A 21,339-nucleotide genomic window follows, 5' to 3' on the forward strand; every position below is an offset into this window, starting at 1 on the left:
GCTTTTTATCTTTCCTTATTAAACCCCAATAACAGGAGGACCTGGTATTTTTGTCTGGTTTGTCGCTTCTTAAAGACAACAAAAATTAACTCACTCACCTAATTTTGCAATTTGCTCATAAGAGTATTTTATATTTCCAAGACCGATGTAGACTTGAGCTTTTAGGGGATCATCCTCATAATTCTTAAGAACGTCTAAGGCCTCTAAATACCAATTTTGCGGGGCCGTATGAAATTCATCACAGTATTTCAAATTTCCTAAACCAATGAGGGATTTGATAAAGGCCCTGGGATTTCCCTTCTTCAAATGATGATATACATGAAGAAAATATTTAATCTGAGATTCTTTACTCACACATCCAAGATTTGCAAATTCCACGAGTGTGAAACTCATAGGATTATATGGATCTTCTGCACATAGATTAAAAGAAAGTTCTATTTGGTCTGCAATTTTAAGGGCTTCTTTTCTATCTCCCCAATAGAATAAACGACTAGCTTTCCAAATTATATAGCGGGGCTGTTTATACATGTTTATTGCGGAATCAATATAAGAAAATGTATCTGATCTTTTATTTAGTCTGCTAGCAATTTTTGCCAAATTGAAAAAAGCAAAGGATTTTGAAATCGTGTCTATGTTTGGTTCATCTATAATATTCAAATAAATGGTTGTGGCACTTTCAATATCTACGTCATTTACAGTATGTCTCAGAATTTGAGCCTTTTAAAATTGTTTTTCTAAAATGTTATAATTTGGAATTACTGTTAGAATATCGGAAGTTGTTAGATCATTGTCTATTGGTTTTTCAGAATGTTCATCTTCCTCAGTTTGTACTCCTTCCGACGAATCTACGCGCTTTGTTTTCTTTTTGATAGGTGCTTTCTCGGTTACTGACGTGGATTGTTCTTCTTTGCCTTGCTCCCTGCCTGAGATTTCTTTTCTTTTGTGTGTTACGATGTAGGAGTCATTTTTTATATATGTATTTCGAGCAGAGTTCGGCGTCGTATCTATGAAAAAGTCATCATTCTTCATTCCCATTGCTTGATTTTCAATAGACACCAAGGAGAGAAAAAGACAACCTAAAATGCGGCATATTTTTAAATAATTTACTTTAAACATTAACCCACCATCATCATTAAATACAAAAATTATGTATAAAATTAAGTGGTGTCAACATCAATAATAAGTTTAATAGATCTGCCTTCTCTTTAGATCAAATTATGCTCTAGTGTTAGTAAGCTGGCTTGCTCTCAAATAAAGACAATGTGGGTGAATAAACAGATGAAGAGGAGTTAGAATCTTTCGACAATGAGAGTTAGCTGTTACAAACTCACAAGATTAGCTCTTTGATTTAATGGTGCGCTTAGCGTTTGAAATATTGCCACTCTGTCTCCGTAATTTGTGACAATAGGCTGCCTGCTCAAGGCATTTCTTGAAGTTCCTGTCATTTCTCTCCAATTGTGCCCTTGCCCCCAAGAGAAAATTTAGGTACATGACTGTATAAATATGAGTTTGAACATGTCAGGAAAAGGAATTCTTTAAAATGGCCATTGAAAGAACATTTTCAATTATTAAACCCGATGCAACGCGCCGTAATTTGACGGGAGCGATTAATGCACGCTTTGAAGAGGCAGGGTTAAGGATTGTGGCCCAACGTCGTCTTTGGTTGACCAAGGTCCAGGCAGAGGCCTTTTATGTGGTGCATGCCGAACGGGCCTTCTATGACGACTTGTGTACTTTTATGTCCTCGGGTCCCATAGTTGCACAGGTCCTTGAAGGAGAGGATGCAATCTTGAAAAATCGCGAAGTCATGGGGGCAACAAATCCTGCCAATGCGGATCCTGGAACGATTCGTTATGATTTTGCCGAATCCATTGAAGCCAATTCCGTCCATGGATCCGATGCGCCAGAAACAGCGGCTGAAGAGATTTCTTTTTTCTTTTCCAGTATGGACATTGTTGGGTAAAGAGCGATATTGTACTCGGGCGCCACTGGGGCGTATAAAGTCTAGAACAAATCACTTGCAGGGGTCCCTGTTTACGATGATCCATCTGAATATGACACAATTGGCTCTGAAAAAGCATATAGCCCTTTTCTTAGGGATTGCGTTTTTTCAGATTTGTCAGATGGGCATAGGTCCTTCGTGCCATGCTGCCCCAGACAAGCCTTTTGTTGTGAAAGGCCTCCAAGTTGATGTCAAAGACACGTCAGCGGTTGAAGCAAGAAAGAAGGCCCTCGCCATGGGTCAACGAAAGGCCTTCGTTGAGCTTTTAAATTTGATTGCGACTCCTGAAAATTCCAGTGCTTCTGGCGATCTGGACGCTTTAGGGAGCAAAATTGCGGCAACCTTTAGCGACGATCAAATAGCTGCCCATGTCCTTGATTTTGAGATAGTGGATGAGAAAAACTCAAAGACTCGCTACTTAGCAACTCTTACGTATCGTCTTAATAGAACTTCGATTGAAAAGTTAATTTCTGAGGCAAGCCATCGCATTGTAAAGGCGTCGAAGGAAGCTGTCCTCATTCTTCCCTTACTGGAAAAGCATGGGGAAATGCTTCTTTGGCAAGACGAAAATCAATGGAAACAAGCCTGGGATAAAAAGCACATGAGCTTTTCCCTTATACCGTTTACCTTGCCCCTTGGCGACCTGCAGGATGTGCAGGAGCTGACACCGTCTCAGGCTCTTGAAGGCAGCTTTGATAGTTTGGAAAAGATTGCGAAGAGATATGAGACTCCAGCTGGAGCGCTTGTTGTTTATGCTAAATACTTTGAAGAATTTTCCAAGGAAGAGGGCCTTATGGTTCCCCATATTACCATAGAATTTATGTATGGCCTGCCTTCCTCACAAGGCGCGCGTCAGGCCATAACCCTTTCTGGAGAGCCAGGTGGTTCGGTAGAGGAACTTTTAAACAAAGGGGTAGATACCGTTTTAGACACCCTGAACAGGGACTGGAAACGGGGAGAGCTTTTGCCCCACGATAAGAAAGTGTCTTTAACAGCCAATTGTAAGTTAAATTCGCCCAAGTCCTGGTTTGATATTAAAGAAAAGTTAGCATCTCTTCGCAGAGCAGGGTGTTTTCTGAGCTATGATGTTTTGACACTTTCAACGGAAAAGATACGCTTGCGCCTTCATCATCGGGGGTGTGAAAATTTGTTGAAACAGCAAGCAGAACTTGTAGGACTAAGATTGTCCTCCTTTGGAGCCGAGTGGTCTATAGAGGAATTGAATCATAAAGAGAGCTCAGCACCAGCAGATATGGCAACTCTCTCAGAGCCCGTCCAGATGTTCCAAGAAGCCAAGTCAGTCCAAAAACTCCAAGAAGCTAAGCCCGTCCAGAAACTCCAAGAAGCCAGGCCTATTCATGAGGTTCAGCACGTTGAGACATCGCAGACAATGGAAGTGTATCAACCAGAACCCATGAAGATTATTATCCGTCCTAGGGATGAGGATTTGATCCAAGAAAATCAAAATCTTACCCGGGAAGTCTCTTATTTGTTAGAAGAAGAGTAGGCCGTATGAATTTACCCAATCTCATAAGCATCGCCCGATTGTTAAGTGCTCCACTAATCGTTTGGCTTATTCTTGATGATAGAATGGTCATAGCCTTCTGGGTTTTTATAGCGGCAGGAGCCTCCGACGCCATTGATGGTTATATAGCACGCATTTTAAAAGCTCGGACCGAGCTGGGAACCTATTTGGATCCTTTGGCAGATAAAGCACTGCTTGTGGCGGTCTGTATTACCTTAGGCCAGAAAGCCTACTTAGAAAGCTGGATTGTGATTCTAGTGGTTTCAAGAGATGTGTTGATTATTGGGGGCGCGATGCTGATGTCCCTCATTGGAAAATCCATTAAAATGCAACCCATCACTATTAGCAAGCTGAATACCGTTTGCCAGATTATGCTTATATTGTTGGTCTTGGGATGCCATGGTTATGAACTTTGGGGCCTATTGCCCATAATTAGTGGATTAACCTGGGCTGTCGCCCTTACGACTCTGTTGTCAGGAGCCATGTATATTAAATTATCCTTAAGGCCCCAGAAACAGACGATTGAAAAGCGAGTTAATTGATGGAATTAGGGGGCCACATGTCATCTTCACAGCGTTTTTGGATTTGGGCGACCGTTGCTCTTTTGTTGGGGGCTGTGCTCTATATCTTGAAGGGAATATTGTTGCCATTTGTAGCTGGAATGCTTGTGGCTTATATACTTAATCCTGTCACGGGTCGTTTAGAGTCATGGCGTATCCCTAGAACTCTGGCCACTATTCTGATTATTTTGATTTTTTTCTCGGCGATTGCAGCCATATTTTTCTTTGCTTTTCCCTATATACAGGCAGAAGTCATCAATTTAGCGATCAGGATACCTGGTTATGGCGTCACACTTCACAAATCGCTAATGGATTATTTCGATGGATTTTCGGGACAGTTATCTCCCACTGATTGGGAGACCATTAAATTGGAAGCCAGCAAATATATGGGGGATATTTTTTCCTGGTTTGGTAAGTTTTTGGCTGATCTTCTGACAGGTGGACTCGCCCTAGCAAACCTCATTGCCCTCGTCATTATCACGCCAATCGTTTCTTTTTATCTTTTACGGGATTGGAATCGTCTCGTTAAGAAGGTTCAGAGCTGGTTTCCAGTAGCACACCAAAAAGTGATTTCCACTCTCTTTGAAGATATGGATCGGGCTTTGGGTGGTTTTGCTAGAGGCCAAGCCCTTGTTTGCCTAACTCTAGCTACTTTTTATGGTTTTGGACTTTGGTTCCTTGGATTGGACTCTGGTGCTGTAATCGGGGTTTTAACCGGTATTTTTGCCTTTGTACCTTACCTGGGAGTTTTGACAGGATTTATTATTTCTCTTCTGATGTCTTTTGCTCAGTTTGGTGATTGGGCACCTATCCTCATGGTTATGGGATTATTTGGCGTAGGGCAGGTTCTAGAGGGGAATTTTCTGACACCAAATCTCGTGGGTGAGCGCGTAGGTTTGCATCCTGTTTGGATCATCTTTGCAATCTTGAGCGGGGCCACTATCGGAGGGCTTTTAGGCGTTCTGATAGCCATGCCAATTGCTGCCATTATAGGTGTTCTTGTTCGATTCGGAATGTCACAGTATATGGCCAGCCCTCTCTATAAGCATTTGGCACGAAAAGCCCCTGCGGCGAAGAAAAAAACTTCATGATCCCAAAACCACAGCTTTTGTTAGGAACAGAAGACATACCTTCTTTTGCTCCAGAAGATTTTATTGTGGGGGAGTGTAACCGGGACGCCTTTTTGTTTATTCATCAATGGCCTCAGTGGCCATCATGTGGCCTTGTTCTTCATGGGCCTAGTGGATCGGGGAAAACACATTTGGCCCAAATATTTGCAGCCAGAAGTAAGGCGATTTCTTTGGATTTTTCAACCATTGAGAAGGGAGACTACCCTGAAACGAAGGGTGGCCACTTTGTCATCGAGGATGTAAATCCTCAAACAATATCCCAAGAACCTTTTTTGCATTTTTATAATTCCCTGCAGGGGGAGGGTGGAACCATGCTGATCACAGCACAGACGCCACCCAGTAAATGGAATATTTCTCTTGCCGACTTGGATTCGCGTCTTCGGGCCTTACCTGCCCTTTCTTTGGGGCTTCCAGAGGACCAAGTTCTAAAGGGAGTTTTGCTAAAGCGTTTTTCGGACTTTCAGGTTCGTGTAGGAATCGATATAATAAACTACATAACAGTGAGAATTGATCGTTCATTTGCGGTGGCACAAGAGGTGGTTCGGAAGATCAACATCTGTGCGTTGGAACGGCGGAGGAACGTTACATTGCCATTGGTTCGAGAAGTATTGGAAGAGTTTACCAATCAAGAACAGTAGCCAAGGCAAGTAGGGGAGATAATGACGATGCTCTATTTACGTGTGCTTTTAGGGATGCTTTGCTTAACATGCTTTTCCATGGAAAGTAGGTCTGCTGGCCCTGTTAGTGTGTCCTTGCCAGACTTTGTGAGTTGCATTGTTGATAATTGTTCTCAATGTGCAAAGAGTGACAGTCCTGATTGTCTTACTTGTGGAGAGGGGAATGGATGCTATAAATTTATCCCTATGCCTGTTGGTGCAGCGCAAGAAATAGAAGCAGATGCAGATCTTGCAGCCCGAAAAGCCCGCATAGAAGCGGGATTAAAGCTCATTCAAGAAGCCTTGCCAAAAGCAACAACAGAGAAAAAGCCTGAGGCTGCTTCAACGGAAGCAACATCTGCAGCGGAAGCCGCTGTGACAGCTCCTACCAAAAAGGTCTCTGATACTGCGCCGGCTAAGGAAAAAAGCACAGACTCTCCTAAAGAGGATAAATCCAAAGAGGACAAATCAAAAGAAAGTGGGAACAAAGGATTATTGGAGAAAATAAAAAACCTACTTCATAAGAAATAGTATGGAACTTCGTTGATCCAGAGTGCTTCTATCTTTTAGAGGATAAGAGAATGACGGTGACGTATAAGGATGTTGAAAGAGCAGCATTGTTGCTCAAAGGAGTTGCGGTTGATACGCCCGTGGCGGAGGCTGCCTTTTTCTCTAAGAAGTTTGGGAATAGCGTTTTTTTGAAGCTGGAAAATCTCCAAGTAACAGGTTCTTTCAAGGCGCGTGGCACCTATATCAAGCTTTGCTCATTGTCTTCCAAGGAGAAAGAGAAGGGTGTGATTGCCATGTCAGCGGGGAATCATGCACAAGGGGTAGCACACCACGCTCAAAGTCTAGGAATTAACTCGCTTATTATTATGCCGGAAGGAACGCCGCTTATTAAGGTGGAACAAACCCTTCAATATGGAGCAGAGGTGCTTTTAAAGGGAAACACCTTTGTAGAGTCAAGCAAGATTGCCGAGGAAATGGCCCATAAAACAGGCAGAGCGCTCATTCATCCTTATGATGATCCTAAAGTAATTGCTGGGAATGGCACTATTGGATTGGAAATGTTGCAACAATGCCCTGATTTAGATGTGTTGATTGTGCCAGTAGGAGGGGGTGGCCTTATGGCTGGCATTTCAATTGTGGCACGTACTGTCAACCCAAAGATTGAACTCATCGGCGTAGAATCTGAAGTATTTCCAAGCATGCACAATAAATTATATTCTCATAATGCTCCTGTGGGTTTGAAAACAACTTTGGCTGAGGGTATTGCCATTAAGGTGCCGGGTGAATTGACACAAGACATCCTTACGGAGCAGGGGGTGGAGATTCGTGTCGTCAAAGAGTCTCTTATTGAAGAAGCCATAGATCAATTTCTGACCCATGAACACATTGTGGTAGAAGGGGCAGCAGCAGCTCCGTTAGCCCTCTTGTTAAACGATCCAGAGCCCTTTAGGGGTAAACGGGTCGGGCTGGTTATCAGTGGTGGGAACATTGATGCGCGGGTCTTGGCGTCAATCCTAATGAGAGGATTAGTTCGGAAGGGAACACTCATTCGTATTTTGGTCGAAATTAAGGATAATCCTGGAGTGTTGGCAAAAGTCTCTCATATCATAGGTCTTCATGGGGCTAATATCATCAAAGTAGAACATCAGCGGATTTTTCAAGCGGCCTCAGCAAAAGCTGCTGAATTGGAATTTATGCTGGAAACGCAAAATAGAACCCATGCCCAAAAGATTATTGCGGCCTTAAATGATGGAGAGTTTCCCACACGACTTGTAGAGGAGGATGTGGGGTAGTTTTGCGACGACTTTTGGGAAAGTCGAACTCTGTTCGTAAGTGCTCGACTGTTTCTTGGCAGAAGTTGTTATTTTTCAACAAAAAGGAGATGTAAGAGATGCCTGTTCTTCATGCGGGTAACCGTGTCGGCTATGTGTACATAGTTACGTTGGGCATGAATAAGGGCAAGGAAATAGTTGAACAGGATCACCCTGGCATTCTCAATATCCACTTTGCCCCCGGAATAGGCGTACTCAATTAAAATATTGAAGCTGGATAAGGCCGAACTAAGATGTTCTCTAAAGTGAGACACATAATTTGTTACTTTATCTCCCAACAGTGATGCTTCTTCATCTGAGATCATGGTAGTGGGGTCTCGGGTCATGCTTTGGGCATAAAGGCGCATTTCTTCAATATAGACAGCAAGGGTACTATTTTTTTCTTTTAAGAATTTAAAATAATCCAGGAAGGTGATGATCTTTTTTTCCGTCAGCTCTTTCATTAGGTGAGCTTCGTATTTCTTATTGATTGCTGCAACTTTCAAGCAATCTTCTTTTTGAGAATTTTTGTAAAGTGCGGAACTTTCCTTTTCCCAGTCAGTGCCAATTTTCTGGATATGGATCAAGCTGTTATGGGGACTGATTATGTGCTCATTCCAAAAACCCACATAGGCATCGATACGGCGTGCAACATTTCGACGCTTGAAGGCCAGCGACAGCATCACTTTGCCATAAATACCGGCAAAGCTGACAAGAACACCTGTTAAGACCGTATAAAAATAGGGAAACTGTGAAATTTCCATGGGTCGTTAGTCCCTTTTTTTATGCCTCCGATACGTTTGATTATACATAAGTTTTCAGGAAAAGAGAATCGTTGAGGAAAATGGGCGTTGTTTCTTGGCTGTAGCGACCTATAGAAAAGACTTTCCTGGATTCCGCGATCATCCGTCTTCGCTTCTGCCTTCGCTGCGCTATGGCGGACAGGCCGCTACGACGTGACAAGTCTAAATTCCTAATGGCCGGGAAGACGGCAGTAAAGAGTATGTTCCTGTATCAACTTAGTCATGGATCCCGCGATGCCAACTCACTCTAGGACTCACCGGCTTAAGACGCCGGTTCATCCAGAGTTCCTAGGCTCCGGGAAGACGGCATTGGGAAGGATGTAGCCAAAAACCGTCAGAGTTCCTAGGCTCCGGGAAGACGGCAATAGGGAAGGATGTAGCCAAAAACCGTCTTCCCGGCCATTAGGAATTCTAGGAGTGCGTTAAGCACGACCTAGAACTACTTATGAGCGCGGGATCCAGTTTTGCCCCTTCTCTCTGGCACACATCTTTCTGGGTTCCGCGATCATAAAAAATTCTAGGCTTGCCAAGAATTCCTAATGTCCGGAATGACAAGCTTGGCCAAAACTTATATTCCCTCCTTTCCATTTTAGAGAGCGCCGTATATAAAAAACGTAGAATAAAGCACGGAGATATATACCTAGTGACTCAAGCAATCCCTTCGACCACATGCCATTTTCCAAATGAGTATGCCCAGACCTCAACAAAAAAGGTCGGTGCTCTTATTGTGAACTTAGGGACACCGGATGCTCCTGATTTTTGGTCAATCCGTCGTTATCTGAAAGAGTTTCTCTCTGATCGTCGTGTAGTGGATGTACCGGTCCTTTTGTGGAAAGTGATTTTGAATCTGCTTATTTTAACGTTTCGGCCCTCTAAGGTGGCCAAGCTTTATAAATCCATATGGCGGCAAGATACCAATGAATCGCCCTTACGGTATTATACGCGGGAACAAGGAGAGAAACTGGCAGCAGCTTATGAAGATGTCCCAAATTTTCAGGTGGCATGGGCTATGCGCTACGGGAACCCGAGCATCGAAAGCCAAATCAAAAAGCTTCAGGCCGATGGATGCCAGCGTTTAGTCGTTGTTCCACTCTATCCCCAATATTCGGCCACCACCACGGCCAGCGTTAACGACCAAGTCTTTCGCTGTCTCATGAAGATGCGTTGGCAGCCTACGGTAAGGATTGCGGATCCTTACCATGATCATCCCAGCTACATTGACGCTTTGGCCAATAGCATTACCCGGCATCTGAGATCACTGGATTGGCAGCCCGAGAAAATCTTGGCGTCCTTTCATGGCCTTCCCAAGGCATATTTCCAAAAGGGAGACCCCTATTCCTGTTTTTGCCAAAAGACAGTGCGTTTGTTGCAGCAAGCTTTACAAGAGGGGGTTCCTCCTGTTGAGATTACGTTTCAATCGCGCATGGGCCCCCGTGAATGGTTAAGGCCCTATACCGATGAGACCATTCAAAAATTGGCCCAAGATGGTATAAAAAGACTTGCGGTCATCACGCCTGGGTTTGCTTCCGATTGTCTAGAAACCTTGGAAGAGATCCAAATCCGCGGCCGTGATCTCTTTTTAGAAAATGGAGGAATCCATTTTACGCAGATTCCGTGTTTAAACGATGGTCCTGACGCCATAAAATTGTTAAAAGATATCGTGGATCAAACATCACTGAGATGGAATGAGTAAAAGTTGCTATGTTGAATTCTATTATTTTAAATGAGTGTCTTGGCCCTCTCATAACAGGGTGTTGTACCGGGGGCAGTCTTATCGTTGCCATTGGGGCTCAAAATGCTTTTGTTTTGAGTCAGGGGTTGAAGCGTCAGTTTGTTTTTGTGGTGGCCCTTTTGTGCGCCCTAATTGACGCCTTGCTTATTTCTGCAGGGGTGGCTGGATTCGGATGCTTGGTCCAGCAAAGTCCCTATGTGGTGATCATTGCGACATGGGGCGGCGCCATTTTCCTCTTCTTTTATGGGCTGAGGTCTTTTTTATCGGCGGCCAAACACAACGCACTTACCGTGGACGAGGCCCAATCAGTGGGAACCTTATCAGGCGTTATTTTTACGTTGTTGGCTTTAAGCTTTCTAAATCCCCACGTTTATTTGGATACCGTTGTGCTGATTGGAAGCATTGCCACCCAATATTCAGATATGGGTCGTGTTGCCTTTGCAACTGGAGCTATTATTTCTTCCTTTGTTTGGTTTTTCAGCCTTGCCTATGGATCTGTTTTTCTCCGGCCTCTGTTCCAAAAGCCCATTGCCTGGCAAATCTTGGATACTCTTATCGGCATCACCATGTGGGCAATTGCTGGTGTGTTGATTTGGAATATGTATTTTTCCTAGGATAATATGACTCTCTTAAATTTCTTTAAACTGTAGAGGCAAATAATTGCCTCGTTGACATTATCCGCCCATTTCCCATAGGGTGCCCTTACTTAATCACCAGGGGTGCTAGCTAATCTGGCTGGCTGAAAGGGCAGGTGCCTAACCCTCAATACCTGATCTGGATAATACCTGCGGAGGAAGTGTGATGACACATAAGGCACAGACGAAAGCTATTCCCAATCCTAAACCCGATTCAAGTATAGTTTCCAAAGGAGACGGGGGCCTTGAAATTGAATCAGAGCCTGAATATACCAATATTCACCGGCCCCTCCATGGGACTAGGTTGGTTCCGCCATATTGTCGAAAATCTACGGCCGCGGCCCTTATAGGAAATATTCTAGAGCACTATGATAGTGCTTTGTATGGATTTCTGGCCCCAATTCTAGCGCCTCTTTTCTTTCCATCAGATGACCTTATTATCTCTCTGATGTTGGCCTATGCTCTTTTGCCTCTAGGCATTATTTCTCGTATAGGAGGATCTCTAATATTTGGAAGAATGGGTGACAAACAGGGGCGAAAAAGGGCTCTATCTCTTTCTATCTTTGGAATGGCCATTATCACGGGAAGTATGGGGCTTTTACCAACATATGACACCGTTGGTATGTGGGCACCCGCAGGACTTGCCTTGTGCCGCATTTTGCAGGGGCTTTTTGCTTCGGGAGAATCCCTGGGTGGGGCTCAGTTTTTGTTAGAACATCACGGGGAAGCTAAGAAGGGCCTTCTGAGTAGCCTCTATAGCGCTTCAACTATTTTAGGGATATTGGGGGCCTCAGCAGCAGTGGTATTGCTCACCTATTTCTCTCTAAATTGGCGTTATCTTTATGGCGTTGGGTTTATGACAGGTTTTGCAGGCATTTTTTTACGTCTCCAATCTAAAGAATCACCTGAGTTTTTGGCTTCTCAAGCTGTCCTTTCCCTTGAATCGCTCCCAACTAGCGTCCAACTTTATTGGAGAGAAATTTTTTGTCTCATCGTTGTTTCCGGATACTCGTATATTACATATGCTCTCTCCTTTCAGTTTATTAATGGCTTCGTGCCACTCGTCACGTCTATTACCCTGTCAGAGCTTATGGTGATGAATACGCTGCTTCTCGTTGGCGACATGTTTCTATTGCCTGTTTTCGGTTTTCTGGCAGATCGATATTCACATCATAAATTAATGATATCTTCCCTCCTTGTAAGCCTGATCATCGCGGTTCCGCTCTTTTCAAATTTGGAGGGGGCTTCTTTGTGGCACATAATTGCCTTACGGACAGGGATTGTCTTTATGGGAGTCTGGTTTAGTGCCCCCTTTCATGCCTGGGCAAAAGAGCTCTTTCCAGTGCGGTGTCGGTACACACTCATTTCTCTGGGATACTCTATTGGGACGCCGCTCATTGGGAGCTCCACATCAGTGATTTGTCTCTGGATGTGGCACGAAACCCATTTGACCCAAGTTCCAGGGCTGTATTGGTTCTTTTGGTCAGTTATATGTTTGGTCGCTTTGAATTGGATTAGAGCCCATCAAAAATCACTGACAAATCCTACTGGGTAAAGGTGCTGAGGTAGGCTGGGTTGCATGCTTTTTCGAATTTTGCAAAAACTCTACAATTCCAAATCGCCTGCTTTGCAGGGTTTGAAATAGGCTTCTACGTCTTTATCTGAAACGCCCTCAAGGTTTCGGGGTTTCCAAACGGGGCGTTTATCTTTGTCCACAAGCGCTGCCCGAACGCCTTCGAAAAAGTCGTGGCCCTCCATGAAATGCTGACTGAGGCGGTATTCCATCTCAAAACATTGGGCGAGGGTTAAGGTTGCTCCACGGCGCATCTCCTCGAAAGTTACACGGAGACTTGTGGGGGATTTTGTTCGAAGCTCGTTCATGGTGTCTGTTGCCCATTGAGAATTTTGGTACTCAAGAATTTCATAGATAGCCAAAGTATCCTTTTGAGCAAACACGCGATCAATCAGGCTCTGGTTTGGTTGTATAAATGATTGACCAATAGGAGGTGTGGCCACCCACTCAATAAGCTCGGCAATAGTTTGGCGACTGTTTTGCGACAGGTCTGCTTTTGCCAGGGCTTCTAGCAGGGTCGGAATTTGATTAGAAGGGACAAAATGAGTGGCCAGATTGGTATATATGGCATCCCTATCGCCGATAACTTTGCTGGTCATGGCCAAATAGAAGCCAACTTTCCCAGAGGGCAAATGGGTCAAAAAGTAAGAGGCTCCCACATCGGGAAAGAATCCAATGGCCGTTTCAGGCATGGCCATGCGGACTTTTTCAGTTACGATTCGGTGAGAGCCATGAATGGAAATGCCCATACCTCCGCCCATGACAATACCGTCTAAAATGGCAATATAGGGTTTAGGGTAGGTCGCAATCAAATGGTTCAGCGTGTACTCTTGGCGGAACACTTGTTGCATAAGGCTTTGCGGAGGGGCATTGGGGATGTCTTCATAGTAACTCATTTTAGCGTCATAGACAGCTTTCACATCTCCCCCAGCGCAGAAAGCCTTGTCACCAGCTCCTTGGATGACAACCGCATGAACATCTGGATTGGGTTCCCATTCACGTAACAGTTGGTAAATGGTTTGGAACATTTCCATGGAGAGGGCATTCAGAGCCTGGGGGCGGTTTAGGGTTATCCAGCCGATATTGTTTTCTACCTTTGAGAGGATAGGTGGCTGATTCTCAGACATTAGTTCCGCCCCAATAGGTGGCGCGCAATAATAAGACGCATGATTTCGTTGGTGCCTTCCAGGATTTGATGGACGCGCAAGTCTCTGACGATACGCTCTATGTTGTATTCCTTAATATAGCCGTACCCGCCAAACAGTTGAAGCGCTTCATTGGCAACACGAAAGCCCACATCGGTGGCAAATCTTTTCGCCATGGCACATTGGAGGGGCGCATTGTGTTCCTGCTTTGAGAGAGCGATGCCGCCTTTGTAAACCATAAGCCGAGCGGCTTCCAATTCAGTCGCCATATCGGAAAACATGAACTGAAGTCCTTGGAACTCACTTAAATGTTTCCCAAATTGGACTCGCTCTGCCATGTGTTCTTGGGCTGCATTTAAAGCACTTTGTGCCCCGCCCAGAGAGCAGGCTGCGATGTTAAGACGTCCACCATTCAGGCCCTCCATGGCGATCTTGAATCCATCCCCTTCGGATCCCAACAGATTTTGGATTGGAACATGACAGTTATCGAATTGCACCATGGTAGTGGGTTGGCTGTTCCATCCCATTTTTTTCTCTTTTTTGCCAAAGCTGAGGCCTTTGGTGCCGTTTTCCACAATTAAGCATGAAATTCCCTTGGGGCCATCCTCGCCCGTACGGACCATGCACAAATAAACATCACTTTCTCCACCACCAGAAATAAAAGCCTTAGAGCCGTTCAGGACATAATGGTCGCCATCCTTAACGGCCTTAGTCTTTAATGAGGCGGCATCGGAACCTGATCCGGGCTCGGTCAGGCAATAGCTGGAAAAGTGATCCATATTAATGAGTTTGGGGAGCCATTTTTTGCGCTGATCTTCGTTTCCATAGTGATCCATCATCCAGCACACCATATTGTGGATGGATAGATAGGCTGCTGTGGAGACGCATCCCTGGGACAGAGACTCGAAAATCAAAATGGCATCTAGCCGAGAGAGATCGCATCCCCCGATGTCGTCTTTTACATAAATTCCGGAAAATCCGAGGGCCGCAGCTTTTTTAAGGGTTGGCTTTGGAAAATGACATTTTTCATCCCATTCCTGGGCATGGGGCGCCAGCTCATTCTGGGCAAATTCCAAGGCAAGTCGTTGGATGGATTGTTGATCTTCAGTAAGTGAAAAATCCAAAGTTGCCTCTCCATTGTCTTTTCTTTATTACTTTAATGATACAAGAGCGAGGTGCGGTGTCAATGGCGTTATGCAAAGCGTTTGGCAGTCCTGAGCATCTCCTGAATATGGATAAGTACATTTTCCAATACAAAAAAGAGGAGCTATGCTTTATAAGTCGCTTTAGATAAATAAATCAAAGGGGAATTCCCGTGCCAAAAACCACCACAATTCTTGGTCAATATCCAGAGACGCGTTTGCGTCGTAATCGGCGGGATGATTGGTCTCGACGTATGGTTCGAGAAACAATCCTTTCAGTTGACGATCTCATCTGGCCCATTTTTATACGGGAAGATGGGACCGAGGGAGAGGTGCCATCCATGCCTGGGGCGAGAAGGTTAACTGTAACGGAAGTGGTTGAGGCAGCTAGAGAGGCAGAGAATATTGGAATTCCTGCAATTGCGCTATTTCCCTATACAAATCCCGACAAAAAATGTGCAGAAGGAAAAGAGGCTCTTAACTCTGATAACCTGATTTGCCAAGCCATCCGAGCCATTAAGAAGGCGTGTCCATCATTGGGCGTTATTGCAGATGTGGCCCTAGACCCTTATACAAGCCATGGTCATGACGGAGTCTTAAGGGGGTATCATGTGGCCAATGATGAAAGCGTCGAAATTCTGTGTCAGCAAGCGTTAGTGCAAGCCGAAGCGGGTGTTGATATCATTTCGCCATCGGATATGATGGATGGCCGGATAGGGGCTTTGCGCAAGGCTCTCGATGGCAAAGGCTTTGAACATGTACGGCTCATGTCCTATGCCGCCAAGTATGCTTCGGGTTTTTATGGCCCTTTTCGGGATGCGGTTGGATCCAAAGGAAACTTGGCCGGGGCCAGTAAGGCGACATATCAAATGGATCCGGGGAATACGGATGAAGCCTTACGGGAAGTGGCATTGGATATTCAGGAAGGAGCAGACATGGTGATTGTCAAGCCAGGTCTTCCTTATTTGGACATCGTGAGGCGTGTGAAGGATTCCTTTAATGTTCCAATATTTGCCTATCAGATCAGTGGAGAATACGCCATGATCAAGGCAGCGGCTCAAAATGGTTGGCTTGATCATGACCGTGTTATGCTTGAGACGCTCCTGGCTTTTAAGCGCGCAGGTTGCAGCGGCATATGGACTTACTTTGCTTTAGAAGCGGCAAAAATATTGACAGCAGATTAGGGATGTCACTTGTTTATATGCTGGATCCGGATCCGTCTTCGCTGTGCTACAACGTGACAAGTCTGTCACTTCTTTCCACCTAAGACGAGATTAGCATAGCTCTGATTTTCGATTTTGCACTCATTCTTCCTGGATCCCAGATATTAATTCGCTCTACAACTCATCGGATTAAGAGGCCGATTCGTAGATAGCTCGTAAATAATGGAGAGCCACTCCAGAATTTACGAGATTTCACTTATCAGAGAGCCCTGAATTTTATTCAGTGACGCCAATCTATTCCCCTCATTACAGTTAATTAGCATGTAAAAATAACGATTTATTATTTAACAAGCCGCCTTTTGGTTTACCTGCATACATTTTTATTGTATTAAATTTTTTCAATTATTTTTTTAACAACTACGAGAGCCCGAGATTATGAAGAAGTTTGGTTTTACGTTACTATTGAGTTTAATTTCCATACAGAATGTAAGTGCAGTGCATCAAGGGGAAGGATCTACCGGTGAAGTCCCTACTGATGAAGCCCCACAGTCTAGTAGAAGTTTTTCTGTTACTTTGCCTCAGGCTAGTGAACTGATATTTTCTCGCGAGGAAATTATTGGAAATGTAAACAGAATTATACGTGGAATTGAAGAAGAAGATACTTCAAATTACTTTTGCATAGAGGCTGATTTTGAAGCTAGTACGGGGTTCGGATTCGCTGGTAATGTAAACAGGCCTACTAGCCTGGTTAACATGAGTCCTAATCTATTTAGAGCGTCTACTGATGGAAATTATGTACTAGATTTAGAAACACTTTGGAGCCGAGCTATACTTACTCACGTAAAAGCTCATAAGCTTACTTTAACTGCAACAAACCTTACTTTAGGTGAAGCAGGGGAGGACCTCCACGTCGACTTTCCCATAGGTCATTCAGCTACTATTGATTTAACGTACCGCATCATCCGTGAAGATGATGATGGAAATGAGGTGCAATTTACATTACCACTACGTTCACGCTCTAGACTAAACTCTAGACACTCTGTAGATGGAGTAACTCATTATAATAAGATTGTACTTGCCGATGGTAGCCGTTTTGTAAAAGTAGCTTCACCTGAGCAAGTTAAACTTTTCAATGGAAGTGGTGATGAAATTTTTTCAACTAATAGTGATGCTACATCGGTCAACTATGATGTTTCAGGAGTACAGGGTCCTATGAAAATTGAGTTCACAGATCTTAGCGAGTAATGCAACTATCTCTATCAATGCAAAAAAGCCCCTGATATCAGGGGCTTTTTTTGTATTAGCGGACAAACTATCAATGACAAACTAAACCTGATCCATGGTGAAATGGATTACTAAACAAGATTCTCTTTGTTTCTTAAATAAAGCTGCTTATAGAGTTTTATCAGATAAAGATCGCTTTGAAGTGTATCGAGTTCCCAGTATTGGCATTCCTCGATTTTGATATCGAGTTCTGAGATTTCTTGATCAAAAACCTCCACAGGATGCACTCTATCTGAAGGTTTTAAAGTTTCTAAAACATCACTTTTCGAGGGGAATATGGGATGTTCAGGTAAACCGTCCTGTAACAATTCAAGATCATCTATTCTCGAAATCAATACCATAAAGGAGTATTTGTACGATTCAGGAACGTGCTCTACAAATCCCTGGAGCGATTCTCTTTGAAACTGTTTACGAAGAACAAAGGGGTAGAGACGCTGTTGAAGGGCTTTTTTGTTCTCTGCTTCTGATAGGCTTTCTGGATCGATCAATGGGGGAATCCGTGCGTTAGGGCATTCTGGAAAGAAGAAGCTGAAAAAGAGGTGACTAGCCCGCATATTGCATGAGAAGGTAAACCCAAGCTCCAATTTTGTTCCAACTCCAATAATTGTCATTCATCACAGTTAAAACACACAAATTAGGAATCTTTTTTATTGAGATAAGAGTTCGGACGCAAAAAAACATGCAACGCCAACAAAAAACTGGAATTTCCGACAGGTTTATTCCTGAGAATCAAAATTGATCCTCTGTGGAAGGGTGTATCAATTGCAATCCCAGTAGAGCTACGAAGAGTTTAATCGGGCAGCAACTGTTTGGAAGAGCGATTTAAAAGGATAAGCACTGGAAAGAAGGAACTGGATCCGGCGTGTATTATTCAGAATAACCGCACCTACTTTAAGAAGTTTCAAGCGAATAGTATTGGCTTGAGCCTTCGCGAGTTCAGTTCCCTGAAGTGTGAGATGTCGAAGTCTCTCCATAAGAATATATGCCAGGGAAGAGAGAAGAAGCCTCAGCTGGTTTGGCCACCAGTTGTGACAAGACGTACGGTCAGAAAATAGATCCAATTGTGTTTCCTTGATTCGGTTTTCCATATTGCCTCGTGCGCAATATACGTCTTCGTAAAGCTGTTGAGGATCTCCGGATAGATTGCTGACAACAAAGCGGGGATTTGAGCCAAAGGAATTGTACTCTGCCTTGCCTATGATTCTACGTTCATGTTTCCACGTTTTAGCAGCGTAGGAGAACTGGGTAAAAATACGTTGTTTCTCTTGAGTTTCTTCATAAGTCCTTTCTGCCAAGTCCATGCTGTCACTTAAATTCTTCTCAAGGATTTTATTCCGAGGGATACCAATGATGTACTTAACATTATGGGCATCACATCAGTTCAACATCTTTTGGCGGCAAAACCCACTGTCTGCTCGGAAGATGATTTGGACGTTGGGCCACACTTGCCTAAAACGTTTAACGAGAAGAGACAAAATAGCCCAGGCGTGTTTGGCTCCATCTTGATTTGAAGGTCGCAAGTAACTGATGAGAGTTTGCTCGCCACAAAACACGTGCAGGGGGAGGAAGCAGTAAGAATCATAGTATCCATGGAAAAACTTTCCGACCTGATTCCCATGAACAAGATCGTTAGTCGCATCAAAATCCAGAATCAATTCTTTGGGAGATTTTTTGAAGGAAGCAATGAATTGCTCAACAATACATTTGTTTATATCAACCGCCAGTTGACGGTTGGCAGCGTTCTCCAGTCGACAAAGAGTTGAAGCACTTGCCAAAGGAGTATCTCTATTTACAGCAGTTTGAATAGCTTTATCCATTCTCAACTGATCGTGGTCATTAAGATCTTCATACCCCAAAGCAATACCGTATACTCTTTGACGGATAAGATCTTGAATGCTGTGCTGGATTTTGGAAGGCTCTCGTTCGTCATTAAAGGCTTTGGCCACTGCCGTAGTGAGACCTATTCTTTGATCAACCTGGCGTAGTAGTAGAACACCTCCATCGCTGGTTACGTGACCACCTTTAAAATTAAGTTCCACTTTTTTACTTTTACAGCTTGGAAATTGGAGGGTGTTGGATGTACAATTTGCCATTGGGAGATCTCCTTTTTGTTATTTGCGTAACTTATTGTATTATATACAATATAAGGAGTTCTTCCAACTCTTTTTAGACTTTCTCATGAAATATTCGGGCTAGTCGGCGTTTCTGAATTTTGATCTTCGTCGTGGTAAAGATGGCCTTTATCGTGGGTGTAAACCATGAGGGCGTCGGTATCATGAAACACGGGTTCGAAAAGGAGAGCTCCGGGCTTAAAGGAGATAAGCGGCACTTTTTCCTCCCGATTTTTTAACGAGGGATAGGTATAGTCTTTGGGAATGGAGACTTTTTTATCGAGCATTGGATCAAGGAAAGCTTTTAGACAGTTAAATAGATCGCCCAGTGATTCTTTGCTTCTATGTTGCTCAAAGACAAAAGGCGTAACACGAGCAACAGCTTGACTATATTCGGGAACAATGCCAACGAAACCAGCGAGCTGTCCCTCATTCTTCGTAAAGATTGAATAGAGGCCAAAGCCCTGCATTTCGCTCATCATTTCACGGACATCTCTTGCCCGATTTCCATAGGATTCCAGTGTGTCTTCAAGAATAAAGCCAAAGGTGCTCGAGAGAGAGTCAAAGTTATGTTCCAAACGAATGTGATCTTCTAACAGGTCTTCTTTAGCAATAGGGGCAATCAAGAAAGAGTTGCTTGTAAGGAGGCTTCTGTAGGTTTGTTGGCAGCGGCTCTCTAAATCTTCCATAAGTGAATCTGTTGGACTGGCGAGTCCCATTGGCACGCAACATAAAACAGAAAGTAAAAAAGCCAGAACACAACGCATTAAAAATAGATCCATAAAAATAAAGAATACAGTGTTTTCTAGTACGTTATGGTTTGATTTTCAATGGAGATAGATAGGATTTCATATATCATTTTTCGCTTCCACAACTTTTGGGATACGAAAAAAGCTTATGCCCCCTGGTCAAGTTTCTCGTTACCATTTATATTAATAAGAAAATAGGGAGGATTAGCCTTATGGCGTCACCACTTAAAGCAAATATCATTTTTTTTGGCCTCATTTGTTTGGTTTCGTGTGCGCCATCGTCACAGCAAGATTCTTATGTAATCTCCCGAGCCAGTGTGGAAGCCTCGGTTTTTACAACTTCAGTTCCGGGAGATGCGGATGATCCCGCCATTTGGATTGATCGAGAAAATCCTGAGAAGAGTTTGATTATTGCCGATGACAAGGAAGTAAATGGCGCTTTATATGCTTGGGATCTCTCGGGTGCAGAAGTCTATAAGACTGAGACTTTAAATCGTCCTACCAATGTAGATGTGCGTTATGACATTGATGTGAATGGGCAAAAGGAAGATATCGTGGCTTGTGCTATCCGGGGGACCAATGAAATTAAGGTCTTCAAAATGGATCCTAAAAATAAAGTTTTGGTGGATATAACGGCACCTGGAGGGATCTCAACGGGTTTCCCAGTGGATACGTACGGCTTTACCCTGTACAAGCGTTCTTCTGACGGTACCTTGTTTGGCTTTGTAAGTTCAAAGAACAAAGATCATATTCATCAGATCCGATTGCATGGCGATGGTAATGGGCGAGTCGCAGGTGAGTTTGTTCGCCAGTTTGGTGAGCCTGACATGGTTCGCTATGTGGAAGGAATGGTTGCCGATGATGAAAAAGATTTCCTCTATGCTGCTGATGAACGGCGGGGTATCTTAAAATACAAAGCCGATCCGGCTCTCTATGAGCATAAGGTCAAGAATGTTTTTGCGACCAAAGATGGGATTCATAGAGATCGTGAGGGTATTGCTCTCTATAAATGTCCCAATGGAGACGGCTATTTCCTTTTATCTGATCAGGCTGGAGATTCTCTTAAGGTTTATGAGCGTCAGGGAAAAAACAAATTTATTGGAACGCTTATGACAAAGGGATCAACAGAAACTGATGGGATCGAAGTTACCTCTCATTCATTGGGATCAAAGTTTCCTGAAGGCATCATTGTTGCCCATAACGATGGCAACAAAAACTTTGTCATTTATGATTGGCGGGATGTTCGCAAGGCATTGAACCTAAAGCGATGCAAATGACTTTAAAGGCCCTTTAGACAGGCAGATTTTAA

Annotated in this window: 20 protein-coding genes, 1 pseudogene and 1 riboswitch; of the genes and pseudogenes, 13 read left to right on the top strand and 8 right to left on the bottom strand. The window is 43.8% G+C overall.

Features of this window, described 5'->3' with window-relative positions; all coding sequences use genetic code 11:
* Positions 1 to 90: 90 nt before the first annotated feature.
* Positions 91 to 528 carry a hypothetical protein gene (locus HOL16_04170; protein ID MBT5389891.1) on the bottom strand — a complete coding sequence of 146 codons (438 nt, stop codon included), beginning with the start codon at positions 526 to 528 and terminating at the stop codon, positions 91 to 93.
* Between the two features lie 192 nt (positions 529 to 720).
* A complete protein-coding gene (locus tag HOL16_04175) occupies positions 721 to 1,116 on the bottom strand; it encodes a hypothetical protein (protein ID MBT5389892.1) in 396 nt (131 codons plus the stop codon).
* Between the two features lie 424 nt (positions 1,117 to 1,540).
* On the opposite strand from HOL16_04175, the gene ndk reads away from it, so the two are divergent.
* The 7 genes from ndk to HOL16_04210 all read left to right on the top strand — a co-directional run bounded on the left by ndk (position 1,541) and on the right by HOL16_04210 (position 7,675).
* A complete protein-coding gene (ndk, locus tag HOL16_04180) occupies positions 1,541 to 1,963 on the top strand; it encodes a nucleoside-diphosphate kinase (GenBank protein MBT5389893.1) in 423 nt (140 codons plus the stop codon).
* Between the two features lie 91 nt (positions 1,964 to 2,054).
* Positions 2,055 to 3,509, top strand: coding sequence for a DUF2066 domain-containing protein (locus HOL16_04185; GenBank protein MBT5389894.1), 1,455 nt, complete (start codon positions 2,055 to 2,057; stop codon positions 3,507 to 3,509).
* 5 nt (positions 3,510 to 3,514) lie between these two features.
* Complete coding sequence (locus HOL16_04190; GenBank protein ID MBT5389895.1) at positions 3,515 to 4,069, top strand: CDP-alcohol phosphatidyltransferase family protein; 555 nt, start codon at positions 3,515 to 3,517, stop codon at positions 4,067 to 4,069.
* A 17-nt stretch (positions 4,070 to 4,086) separates the two neighbouring features.
* Positions 4,087 to 5,178: an AI-2E family transporter gene (locus tag HOL16_04195; protein ID MBT5389896.1), complete on the top strand. Its 1,092-nt coding sequence runs from the start codon at positions 4,087 to 4,089 to the stop codon at positions 5,176 to 5,178.
* The gene (locus HOL16_04200; GenBank protein MBT5389897.1) at positions 5,175 to 5,855 is read left to right on the top strand and encodes a hypothetical protein; all 681 of its coding nucleotides are present in this window, start codon (positions 5,175 to 5,177) and stop codon (positions 5,853 to 5,855) included. Before HOL16_04195 ends, HOL16_04200 begins: the two co-directional genes overlap by 4 nt.
* A gap of 21 nt (positions 5,856 to 5,876) precedes the next feature.
* Positions 5,877 to 6,404: a hypothetical protein gene (locus HOL16_04205; GenBank protein ID MBT5389898.1), complete on the top strand. Its 528-nt coding sequence runs from the start codon at positions 5,877 to 5,879 to the stop codon at positions 6,402 to 6,404.
* Positions 6,405 to 6,454: 50 nt separating this feature from the next.
* Positions 6,455 to 7,675 (top strand): threonine ammonia-lyase, encoded by a 1,221-nt coding sequence (locus HOL16_04210; GenBank protein ID MBT5389899.1) that lies wholly within the window; start codon positions 6,455 to 6,457, stop codon positions 7,673 to 7,675.
* A 68-nt stretch (positions 7,676 to 7,743) separates the two neighbouring features.
* Here HOL16_04210 and HOL16_04215 read toward each other — a convergent pair whose 3' ends face one another.
* Complete coding sequence (locus tag HOL16_04215; GenBank protein ID MBT5389900.1) at positions 7,744 to 8,457, bottom strand: hypothetical protein; 714 nt, start codon at positions 8,455 to 8,457, stop codon at positions 7,744 to 7,746.
* A 694-nt stretch (positions 8,458 to 9,151) separates the two neighbouring features.
* Between HOL16_04215 and HOL16_04220 the strand changes: the two genes are divergently transcribed.
* The 3 genes from HOL16_04220 to HOL16_04230 all read left to right on the top strand — a co-directional run bounded on the left by HOL16_04220 (position 9,152) and on the right by HOL16_04230 (position 12,418).
* Positions 9,152 to 10,189 carry a ferrochelatase gene (locus HOL16_04220; GenBank protein MBT5389901.1) on the top strand — a complete coding sequence of 346 codons (1,038 nt, stop codon included), beginning with the start codon at positions 9,152 to 9,154 and terminating at the stop codon, positions 10,187 to 10,189.
* Positions 10,190 to 10,197: 8 nt separating this feature from the next.
* Positions 10,198 to 10,842, top strand: a complete 645-nt coding sequence (locus HOL16_04225; GenBank protein ID MBT5389902.1) for an amino acid transporter — start codon at positions 10,198 to 10,200, stop codon at positions 10,840 to 10,842.
* A gap of 91 nt (positions 10,843 to 10,933) precedes the next feature.
* A riboswitch (TPP riboswitch) is annotated at positions 10,934 to 11,042 on the top strand.
* Positions 11,030 to 12,418, top strand: a complete 1,389-nt coding sequence (locus HOL16_04230) for an MFS transporter (protein MBT5389903.1) — start codon at positions 11,030 to 11,032, stop codon at positions 12,416 to 12,418. Its footprint overlaps the riboswitch before it by 13 nt.
* A gap of 50 nt (positions 12,419 to 12,468) precedes the next feature.
* Here HOL16_04230 and HOL16_04235 read toward each other — a convergent pair whose 3' ends face one another.
* Positions 12,469 to 13,563 carry an enoyl-CoA hydratase/isomerase family protein gene (locus tag HOL16_04235; GenBank protein MBT5389904.1) on the bottom strand — a complete coding sequence of 365 codons (1,095 nt, stop codon included), beginning with the start codon at positions 13,561 to 13,563 and terminating at the stop codon, positions 12,469 to 12,471.
* Positions 13,563 to 14,705 (bottom strand): acyl-CoA dehydrogenase, encoded by a 1,143-nt coding sequence (locus HOL16_04240; protein MBT5389905.1) that lies wholly within the window; start codon positions 14,703 to 14,705, stop codon positions 13,563 to 13,565. The genes HOL16_04235 and HOL16_04240 overlap by 1 nt, the downstream gene beginning before the upstream one ends.
* A 236-nt stretch (positions 14,706 to 14,941) precedes the next feature.
* Here HOL16_04240 and hemB point away from each other — a divergent pair, with 236 nt between their 5' ends.
* Complete coding sequence (gene hemB, locus HOL16_04245) at positions 14,942 to 15,907, top strand: porphobilinogen synthase (protein MBT5389906.1); 966 nt, start codon at positions 14,942 to 14,944, stop codon at positions 15,905 to 15,907.
* Between the two features lie 441 nt (positions 15,908 to 16,348).
* A complete protein-coding gene (locus tag HOL16_04250; GenBank protein ID MBT5389907.1) occupies positions 16,349 to 17,131 on the top strand; it encodes a hypothetical protein in 783 nt (260 codons plus the stop codon).
* 110 nt (positions 17,132 to 17,241) lie between these two features.
* On the opposite strand, the gene HOL16_04255 is transcribed toward HOL16_04250, so the two are convergent.
* The 3 genes and pseudogenes from HOL16_04255 to HOL16_04265 all read right to left on the bottom strand — a co-directional run bounded on the left by HOL16_04255 (position 17,242) and on the right by HOL16_04265 (position 20,048).
* Positions 17,242 to 17,781 (bottom strand): hypothetical protein, encoded by a 540-nt coding sequence (locus HOL16_04255; protein MBT5389908.1) that lies wholly within the window; start codon positions 17,779 to 17,781, stop codon positions 17,242 to 17,244.
* Positions 17,782 to 17,949: 168 nt separating this feature from the next.
* Positions 17,950 to 19,263: pseudogene (locus HOL16_04260) on the bottom strand (IS1380 family transposase).
* 83 nt (positions 19,264 to 19,346) lie between these two features.
* Positions 19,347 to 20,048 (bottom strand): hypothetical protein, encoded by a 702-nt coding sequence (locus HOL16_04265; protein MBT5389909.1) that lies wholly within the window; start codon positions 20,046 to 20,048, stop codon positions 19,347 to 19,349.
* Between the two features lie 194 nt (positions 20,049 to 20,242).
* On the opposite strand from HOL16_04265, the gene HOL16_04270 reads away from it, so the two are divergent.
* Positions 20,243 to 21,307, top strand: coding sequence for a phytase (locus HOL16_04270; protein MBT5389910.1), 1,065 nt, complete (start codon positions 20,243 to 20,245; stop codon positions 21,305 to 21,307).
* Positions 21,308 to 21,339 lie beyond the last annotated feature (32 nt).

Source organism: Alphaproteobacteria bacterium (assembly GCA_018662925.1).
Lineage (GTDB): Bacteria > Pseudomonadota > Alphaproteobacteria > 16-39-46 > JABJFC01 > JABJFC01.

Bases quoted from the DNA above. Each gene is read 5' to 3' on its own strand.
- HOL16_04170 (MBT5389891.1), bottom strand. From the start codon at position 528: ATGTATAAACAGCCCCGCTATATAATTTGGAAAGCTAGTCGTTTATTC.
- HOL16_04175 (MBT5389892.1), bottom strand. From the start codon at position 1,116: ATGTTTAAAGTAAATTATTTAAAAATATGCCGCATTTTAGGTTGTCTT.
- ndk (MBT5389893.1), top strand. From the start codon at position 1,541: ATGGCCATTGAAAGAACATTTTCAATTATTAAACCCGATGCAACGCGC.
- HOL16_04185 (MBT5389894.1), top strand. From the start codon at position 2,055: ATGACACAATTGGCTCTGAAAAAGCATATAGCCCTTTTCTTAGGGATT.
- HOL16_04190 (MBT5389895.1), top strand. From the start codon at position 3,515: ATGAATTTACCCAATCTCATAAGCATCGCCCGATTGTTAAGTGCTCCA.
- HOL16_04195 (MBT5389896.1), top strand. From the start codon at position 4,087: ATGTCATCTTCACAGCGTTTTTGGATTTGGGCGACCGTTGCTCTTTTG.
- HOL16_04200 (MBT5389897.1), top strand. From the start codon at position 5,175: ATGATCCCAAAACCACAGCTTTTGTTAGGAACAGAAGACATACCTTCT.
- HOL16_04205 (MBT5389898.1), top strand. From the start codon at position 5,877: ATGACGATGCTCTATTTACGTGTGCTTTTAGGGATGCTTTGCTTAACA.
- HOL16_04210 (MBT5389899.1), top strand. From the start codon at position 6,455: ATGACGGTGACGTATAAGGATGTTGAAAGAGCAGCATTGTTGCTCAAA.
- HOL16_04215 (MBT5389900.1), bottom strand. From the start codon at position 8,457: ATGGAAATTTCACAGTTTCCCTATTTTTATACGGTCTTAACAGGTGTT.
- HOL16_04225 (MBT5389902.1), top strand. From the start codon at position 10,198: ATGTTGAATTCTATTATTTTAAATGAGTGTCTTGGCCCTCTCATAACA.
- HOL16_04230 (MBT5389903.1), top strand. From the start codon at position 11,030: ATGACACATAAGGCACAGACGAAAGCTATTCCCAATCCTAAACCCGAT.
- HOL16_04235 (MBT5389904.1), bottom strand. From the start codon at position 13,563: ATGTCTGAGAATCAGCCACCTATCCTCTCAAAGGTAGAAAACAATATC.
- HOL16_04255 (MBT5389908.1), bottom strand. From the start codon at position 17,781: ATGACAATTATTGGAGTTGGAACAAAATTGGAGCTTGGGTTTACCTTC.
- HOL16_04265 (MBT5389909.1), bottom strand. From the start codon at position 20,048: ATGCGTTGTGTTCTGGCTTTTTTACTTTCTGTTTTATGTTGCGTGCCA.
- HOL16_04270 (MBT5389910.1), top strand. From the start codon at position 20,243: ATGGCGTCACCACTTAAAGCAAATATCATTTTTTTTGGCCTCATTTGT.